The following is a 7,902-nucleotide window of genomic DNA, read 5'->3' as shown; positions in this document are numbered from 1 at the left end:
CACGAGGCTTTGTGCAAACTTTTTTCTTTTTAAGCAGACTTTTTTCTAATTCTGCAAACTTTATTTTAATTCAACATCTTGGCTTACAATTGTGCTTGGTTCTGTCACGGAATTCATTCTTCCGCCTCCTAAAAACAAGTTATTATCTTAATTTTACCATATTATTATTTTGAAAATGAAAAATTTTACAAAAACAACTACTGCAAAAAATAAGAAATAGCAGCTTAAAATGATCCTCCATTTTTTTAAAATTCAACACTTTACTTTGAACAAAAAGAAGACCCAATCCAATATAAATTGGATTGGGTCTTCAATATCTTGAATATTATTGCTTGATAACTTGGTACCCGAATTTGTTTCCAAGTTCCCGATTTTCTTTTCAAGTACCCGATATTGTTTCAAAGTTCCCGAAATTGTTTTTAATCATCAGGGTTTTCTTTTTGTCTATTTAAAATTACTCAACTGTAACACTTTTAGCAAGGTTACGTGGCTTATCAACGTCACAGCCACGGTGTAATGCGGCATAGTAAGAGATCAGTTGCAGTGGTACTACTGATACTAGAGGTGCAAGCTGTTCATGAACAAGTGGAAGAACGAAGCGATCGTCTTCTTCTTCTAAGCCTTTCATAGAAATGATACATGGATTTGCACCACGTGCCACAACTTCTTTTACATTCCCACGAATACTTAGGTTGACATGTTCTTGAGTTGATAGAGCAATAATTGGTGTACCATTCTCAATAAGAGCAATTGTACCATGCTTTAATTCTCCACCAGCAAAACCTTCTGCTTGAATGTAAGAAATTTCTTTCAGCTTTAATGCGCCTTCTAAGCCAACATAATAGTCTACAGAGCGTCCGATAAAGAAGGCATTTCGAGTTGTTGCAAAGTATTCTTTCGCAATTTCTTCCATTTCTTCTTTTTGATCACAAAGTACTTCCATTGCATTTGCTACAATACCAAGTTCTTTTGTTAAATCAAATTCCAATGAGCGGCCTTTTCCTTCAGCTGCAACTGCTGCAAGAATGGAAAGAACAGCTAATTGTGCTGTATATGCTTTTGTAGAAGCAACAGCGATTTCTGGACCCGCATGTAATAACATTGTATAATCCGCTTCACGAGATAAGGTAGATCCTGGCACATTCGTAATCGTTAAAGCTTTATGACCAAGCTCTTTAATTTGCACTAGTACTGAGCGGCTATCTGCCGTTTCACCACTTTGTGAGATAAAGATAAATAATGGATTTGCTGATAATAATGGCATATTATAAGAAAATTCACTTGCAATATGCACTTCTACTGGAATCTTCGCCCAATTTTCAATGAATTGCTTACCAATTAAACCAGCGTGGTAACTAGTTCCCGCTGCAATAATATAAATTCGATCTGCTGCATTAACTGCATTTACGATATCTTCATCAACCGTTAGTCCACCATTTTCATTACGGTATTTAGCAATGATTTTTCTCGTTACTAAAGGCTGCTCATCAATTTCTTTTAACATGTAGTGAGGATATGTGCCCTTTTCAATATCGCTTGCATCAAGCTCTGCTTTGTAAGGAGCACGTTCAATTACGTTACCTTTTAAATCTTTAATCGTAACTTTTTCGCGTTCAACGAACACCATTTCTTTATCCATAATTTCTACGTATTGGTCTGTTACTTGCAGCATTGCCATTGCATCTGAAGCAACAACATTAAAGCTGCCATCTCCTAAACCAACAAGTAGTGGACTTTTATTTTTAGCTACATAGATCATATCCGGATTTTGCTCATCTAATAATGCAATTGCGTAGGAGCCTTTTAAGATTGATAACGTTTGACGGAACGCTTCTTCAACCTCTAATCCTTCATGAACAAATTTCTCAATCACTTGAACAATAATTTCTGTGTCTGTGTCACTTTTAAACTCAACACCAGTTAGATGTTCACGCTTTAAGATTGAGTAATTCTCAATAACACCATTATGAACAAGTGTAAATCTTGATGAAGTACTTTGATGTGGATGTGCATTTACTTGACTTGGAACACCATGAGTTGCCCATCTAGTATGACCAATCCCAGTAGTTGCTTCAACTTTTTCATCAACGATTTCACGTAGCTTAGCAATACGACCCTTTTCCTTAAAAATATGAACGCCATCTTGATTCATAGCAGCGATACCTGCTGAATCATATCCACGGTATTCTAATTTTTCTAAGCCTTTTAACAAAATTTCTTTAGAGTCCTGTTTGCCAATATAACCAACGATTCCGCACATAATTAATTTCCTCCCATAGCGTGCTACCAGGGACAGGAAGTCATTTTTACACAAATGGAGACATCACTGTCCCCTCACACATGTCTTTTTTTATTGGAAGGCTATACCATTCCCTTTGTTCAAAAAGTTACCTTTCTGTTTTAAGGAATAGCTTACGGCTGTAACCAAGAACAACCGGGAGGCATCCGCCGATATTTTCGATAACCTCCATCCTCGTCAACTAAGTTTTATCGACCACTTAGTTCAGGCGCTTTAAGTAATACGTTACAAATAATGAATGTACTCCTTTCTAGTATGAGTATTTTTAACAAAATTAATAATACACAAGTTAAAAACAATCGTCAATTGTTTTTCCAATCGATAACAACCCTTTTGAATTGTTATACATTATCTATATGTTCAAAATCCTATAAACGTTCACACAAACTTGTCTTTAAGTTTCGATAAAAATTAAATAAAAGACGGGTTTCCCCGTCTTATTCCATACCCATTTCTTCTTTAACTACAGCAACAATTCGATTAACATAGTCACGACATTGTTCTTCTGTTGGAGCTTCTGCCATAACACGGACAAGTGGTTCTGTGCCTGAAGGACGAACTAATATACGGCCGTTTCCGTTCATTTCTTCTTCAACAGCAGAAATGATTTCACTTACCTTTTCATTTTCAGTCACTCTATGTTTATCCGTTACTTTTACATTTATCAACAACTGAGGGTACTTTGTCATTTCATTTGCAAGTTCAGATAATTTTTTACCTGTTAACTTCATAATATTAACTAATTGTAATCCCGTAAGAAGACCGTCACCCGTTGTGTTATAGTCAAGGAAGATAATATGACCTGATTGTTCTCCACCCAGGTTATAATCATTTCTTTTCATTTCTTCTACAACATAACGGTCTCCAACAGCGGTCGGAATGCTGTTAATAGCATGCTCTTCTAACCCTTTGTAAAAGCCTAAGTTACTCATAACTGTTGAAACAACAGTGTTCTTTTTTAATCGACCTTCACTATTTAAAAATTTTGCACAAATGTACATAATCTGATCACCATCAACAATATCACCGTTTTCATCAACAGCAATAAGGCGATCACCATCTCCATCAAATGCTAAACCAATATCAGCATTCTTCTCCTTTAAGAAAGCTGCTAAAGCTTCTGGATGTGTCGACCCTACTCCGTCATTAATGTTTAGCCCATTAGGTGATGTTCCCATTGTAGATACATCTGCATCAAGATCTGCAAATAAATGTGTAGCAAGGGATGATGTAGCTCCATGTGCACAATCTAATGCTACATGTATACCAGTAAAGTCTTCGTCAACTGTCTGTTTTAGGAATTGTAAATATTTCTGTCCACCTTCAAAATAATCATTTACTTGTCCTAAATTCTTACCAACGGGTCTTGGTAATGTATCTTCTTCTTCATCCATTAGTCTTTCAATCTCAAGTTCTTGTTCATCAGAAAGTTTAAAACCGTCTGGACCGAAATATTTAATTCCGTTGTCTTCTACAGGATTATGAGATGCTGAAATCATGACCCCTGCTTCCGCACCAAGAGCCTTTGTTAAGAAAGCTACACCAGGTGTTGAGATAACACCTAAACGCATCACCTCAGCTCCTATTGACAGTAGTCCTGCTACAAGAGCCCCTTCTAACATATGCCCTGAAATACGAGTATCTCTTCCTATAATAACTTTTGGTCTTTCTTTATCCTTTGTTAGAACATACCCACCAAATCGACCAATTTTAAAGGCTAATTCAGGTGTTAATTCACTATTTGCAACTCCTCGTACTCCATCTGTACCAAAATACTTTCCCATTGGTTTCGCTCCTTTATACAAATCTGCCTTAAGAGGCTGAAGAAATTCTCACTTTTACCTTTTCTTTTTGCAATGACCAAGTAAGATTTTGAGGACCATTAACTTGAACTTCCACCTCATGTTCACCATCCGCTAAATCTGACAGGTTTATATATAATTCAATATCATCTGATTTTATGTCATTTATTACACTTGGAGCTCCGTAAACGGTAAGATCCATTGCTCCTGAATCGGGATCAATATAGTCGAAGACCTTTCCTCCAGAGAGCCCTACTTCCTGTATTTTTTTACTCGAAAATACCTTTTCTTGTTGTTCTTCGATATCTATTTCAATCTTAATTTTTTCCGGACTAACTTTCGTGATGCCCTCAGGTACCGGGACATTAACTTCTATAGTAGTATCCTTTTGGATCTCAGAAAGGTCTACTTTAATACCATCTAGAAATTCATATTTTTCAAGAACATCAAGTGGTCCATAAACAGTAATTTCTTTCGGATTAGGTTCTATACTCAAGACACTTAAACCCTTTTCAAGCTCACCTTCCCTGCTTATTTTAAAAGGGAGAGTTTTACTCGGGCTTTTAATTGGTACTGTAACATCTACAACAGACGGTTCTACTTCCACTGGAAGAATGTTTCCATCGCTGTCATAAATCGTAATTCTAGATTCCTGGTTAATCGTTTCCTTGGCAGTTTCTAAATTCACTGTTGCCTGAACCGTTTCGATACGGTCAATAACCTCTTTTGATGCTGTCACGCGAATACTGTTTGGATTTACAATTGGTTGATCCGGTGTGTATCCTTCCTCTAATTTATCTTCATTAGTAAAATCAACCTCAACTGGGAAATCCTTCGTAACCTTCTCTTCAATTGAAACTGTGATAGTAGAAGGATTAATACTTGCCTCTAAATCCTCGGATAAGTTTTTATACTTAAGTTGAACCCGATGAGTACCTATTGATAATTTATTTAAATCAGCATATATCTCAAAATCTTTAACTGTCCTTGCTTTTGTCAATGCAACCGTTGGACCCTCTAATGTTACATTAACTGTTTCTGGTACCCCTGTAACAACAAGATTTTCTTGATCAAAGTATGTAACGACTGGCACATCCGTGACAGTTGCCTTATCCAATGAGGGAGAAGAATTAAAAGGATTTGTTGATTGGGTTCCCCCTTGAGATCCAGATTCTATATTAACGGATGCATATAGCATGATTGCCAGGAACAAGGCAATAATCCTCATTACCCAATGGTTATTCATCAACCTATCCATCTTTTTTCCCCCTCCAATGCCAACGGTTTGAGGAAACAGTTTTTGTTGTAGAATGTAATTCTTTTTGTAAAATCTCTCTTAATTCATCTTGATTTAAATTTCGATGCAGCTCACTGTTTCTAGCAGCAGAAACGCTTCCTGTTTCTTCTGATACGATAATTGTAAGACTATCAGTAACCTCACTGATTCCAAGTGCTGCACGATGTCGTGTACCCAATTCCTTGGATATGAATGGACTTTCTGATAAAGGCAGATAACATGCTGCTGCAGCCACTTGATTTTTTTGAATAATAACAGCACCATCATGAAGAGGTGTGTTAGGAATAAAGAGATTAATTAATAACTCAGATGAGATTCTTGAATTTAATGCAATTCCTGTTTCTATGTAATCACTCATCCCAGTTTCTTTTTCTATCGACATAAGTGCACCAATGCGACGTTTTGCCATATAGTCTGTTGCCTTCACAATAGATTCGACTATTATTTCAGGATCATCTTCACCAGGCTGACCGCTTCTGGAAAAAAAGCGACCTCTTCCTAATTGTTCCAAGGCTCTACGTAGCTCTGGTTGAAATATTATGATGATGGCTAGAAATCCCCATGTTATTGCTTGGTCCATTAACCATTGTAGAGTACTTAGCCCAAAATAATGACTAAGCATTCGAACAACAATAATCACGGTAATTCCTTTTAACAACTGTACAGCTTTAGTTCCCCTTGCTACCATTATTAATTTGTAGATAACGTACCATACAAGGAGAATGTCAACAGCTATACGGAGGTATTGCAATATTGGTAAATCCTCATAACCCATTCACTCGTCCTCCATGAGCTCACTCTATTTATGAATAGACATTGTCTATTTATTGTTGTGTATGTAACTTTATTATTATATCACTTCATTATTAGGAATGTAAAAAGGTCACCAAGTGGATGACCTTTACTATTTATTCTTGTTAACCATGTGTATTTGTTTCTCATAGTCACTGGTCAAGAAGAACCCTAAATTCCATTCCTTACGACATTCTAGTTAAATACCTCTACGACTTCTTTAGAAACAGATTTCATGTGATACCATAACCATTCAAACATTTCATCAACTTCCTCAATTTCTCCAGTTACTTGACCAGCAGAAGCCATGAATTGCTCTCCATTTATAACTGTCACATCTCCATCAACTGTACCCTCAATCGTTAATGTTCCATTTTTAACAATTACATCACCTTTAACAACTTCATCTTTAGGAACGATAACTTTACTATTTTCAACAACTAAATTACTTTGTTTCGATACACTAAAATGTTGATCTTCATTCCATGCAGAAAGCAAGCTCCCAGTCATCAAAACAATAAAAAGAGATGCTGCCGTTAATAGTGGGTGACTTTTTAACCAACGATTCCATGAAACAGTTCTTTTTTCTCGCGGAAGATTATTCATAACAGCTTCAGTAAAGTTAAGAGGAGCTTCAATATGTGATGTGCTTTTGACTAGAGCAACAGCCTTTTCAAGTTCATGAAAGTGCTGATAACAAGACTCACATGTATGAAGATGGTCCTTAACCATTTTTTCCTCACTTGGTGTTAATTCAAGATCCAAATATTTATGCAATAGTTGAACATATTCTGAAGAACAGCTCATTATCATCACCTCATCATAAGTGCCTTAATTGTTTTCTTAAAGCCTCTCTACCTCGATGTATACGAGTTTTAACGGTTCCAACAGGTATATTCAGGATTTCGCTTATTTCTATAAGAGAAAGCTCATCTATATACTTTAAGACAATTACAGTTCTATACTTATCCGGAAGTTTTAATATTTCCTTTTGAATGGTCTCTTGCAATTCCAATGTTTCAAGTTCCTCTTCGGGTAGTGTTACATCGGCAGCTACTTGTGAATACATATTTAAACCATCTGTTCCGGAAACCTCAGCATCCAGATAATAATCTGGCTTTTTTTTACGAATACGGTCTATAGAAAGATTCGTTGCAATACGGTATAACCATGTAGAAAACTTTTTATTCATATCATATGTGTGAATATTTACATATGCTCTTATAAAGGCTTCCTGGGCAATATCCTCTGCTTCATGCGCATTTCCTAGCATCCTGTAACAAAGTTGATAGATTTTATCCTTGTACAAATCGACAATCTCAGCAAAAGCATTTTGATCACCTTTTTTCACCTGTTTTATTCGTTTTTTTACTATTGTCTCCATTTATCATACCTCCGCACTCTGCGGGTCTCTTTTTATACGAATTAGAAACCAATAAGGTTTCATTTTTTTTCACAATCATTATTTTAACAAATTTTGGAGAATGAAAGGAGAAAAGTTTCTAGTTTTTTGCTATTTAGATATACTTTTTCGGCATTTCGTATATTTAAATTGTTTGCACCAGCTTTTAATACATTAAAAAAACGATAAACAGTGTTTATCGTTTTATGTATCATAGTTATTATTATTTAATTTATGGTGGAGCCTAGCGGGATCGAACCGCTGACCTCCTGCGTGCAAAGCAGGCGCTCTCCCAGCTGAGCTAAGGCCC

The 7,902-nt window shown here is 36.2% G+C and carries 6 protein-coding genes; all 6 read right to left on the bottom strand.

The genetic code is table 11. From position 1 onward, the window contains the following. Window positions 1–454: 454 nt before the first annotated feature. The 6 genes from glmS to sigW all read right to left on the bottom strand — a co-directional run bounded on the left by glmS (window position 455) and on the right by sigW (window position 7,574). Complete coding sequence (glmS, locus tag ACEWK1_RS26735; RefSeq protein WP_416636827.1) at window positions 455–2,260, bottom strand: glutamine--fructose-6-phosphate transaminase (isomerizing); 1,806 nt, start codon at window positions 2,258–2,260, stop codon at window positions 455–457. 476 nt (window positions 2,261–2,736) lie between these two features. Then, entirely contained in the window at window positions 2,737–4,083 is a 1,347-nt protein-coding gene (gene glmM / locus ACEWK1_RS26730) for a phosphoglucosamine mutase (protein ID WP_121664207.1), read from the bottom strand. 28 nt (window positions 4,084–4,111) lie between these two features. Beyond that, on the bottom strand, window positions 4,112–5,359 hold the full coding sequence (locus ACEWK1_RS26725; RefSeq protein ID WP_416636826.1) for a YbbR-like domain-containing protein: 1,248 nt from the start codon (window positions 5,357–5,359) through the stop codon (window positions 4,112–4,114). Then, window positions 5,352–6,173 carry a diadenylate cyclase CdaA gene (gene cdaA / locus ACEWK1_RS26720; RefSeq protein WP_416636825.1) on the bottom strand — a complete coding sequence of 274 codons (822 nt, stop codon included), beginning with the start codon at window positions 6,171–6,173 and terminating at the stop codon, window positions 5,352–5,354. Before cdaA ends, ACEWK1_RS26725 begins: the two co-directional genes overlap by 8 nt. A gap of 212 nt (window positions 6,174–6,385) precedes the next feature. Continuing rightward, window positions 6,386–6,997 (bottom strand): anti-sigma factor family protein, encoded by a 612-nt coding sequence (locus ACEWK1_RS26715; RefSeq protein WP_121664204.1) that lies wholly within the window; start codon window positions 6,995–6,997, stop codon window positions 6,386–6,388. Window positions 6,998–7,010: 13 nt separating this feature from the next. Next, window positions 7,011–7,574 carry an RNA polymerase sigma factor SigW gene (gene sigW, locus ACEWK1_RS26710; protein ID WP_098798136.1) on the bottom strand — a complete coding sequence of 188 codons (564 nt, stop codon included), beginning with the start codon at window positions 7,572–7,574 and terminating at the stop codon, window positions 7,011–7,013. Window positions 7,575–7,902: the final 328 nt, after the last annotated feature.

It is taken from the genome of Metabacillus sp. YM-086 (genome assembly GCF_048059995.1).
In the GTDB taxonomy this organism is placed as follows: Bacteria; Bacillota; Bacilli; order Bacillales; family Bacillaceae; genus Metabacillus; species Metabacillus litoralis_B.
This window is presented reverse-complemented; position numbering and strand designations above follow the sequence as displayed.